1 pseudogene is annotated in these 676 nt (G+C 44.5%); it reads right to left on the reverse strand.

Annotation, left to right across the window (positions count from 1 at the left end):
* Positions 1-572, reverse strand: a pseudogene (locus CIK04_RS24400) (NAD(P)-dependent oxidoreductase); the annotation flags it as partial.
* Positions 573-676: the final 104 nt, after the last annotated feature.

Raw genomic sequence — 676 nt, forward strand, 5'->3', positions numbered from 1 at the left:
CAATGTCCCAACCTTCACCCTTTGATCGTTTTCTGGGTGGACAGCAATCAATGTAGGAACACCAAAGCCGCGTTTGTATTCTTCACGAACTTCTGTACCAGGACACTTAGGCGCCACCATAACAACCGTCATGGTCTTTACGGATTTGCATGCCTTCTTCAACAACGTTAAAACCGTGTGAGTAGCCTAGAGCTGCACCTTCTTTCATCAGAGGCATTACGGTTTCCACCACATTGGTGTGCTGTTTATCTGGCGTCAAGTTAACAACAAGATCAGCTTGAGGGATCAGCGTTTCGTAACTACCCACTTCAAAACCGTTCTCTTTCGCATTTTTGTATGATTGACGCTGCTCATCAATCGCAGCTTGACGCAGTGCGTAAGCAACATCAAGACCGGAGTCACGCATGTTTAGACCTTGGTTTAGACCTTGCGCACCACAACCTACGATGACGACTTTTTTACCCTTTAGATAATCCGTCCTCTGTAGCGAATTCACTGCGATCCATAAAACGACAACGACCCAATTGGTCTAGTTGCTCACGAAGGTTCAAAGTATTGAAATAGTTCGCCATCAGGGCTCTCCTTAAAATTCATCCATCATGGTCGGTGGTTACTCACCGAATGAATTCATACTAAAGCAGACTTTAAGTTGCTCAAAGTGATATATTCACAATTA

The sequence above is a fragment of the Vibrio sp. 03_296 genome, assembly GCF_002265885.1.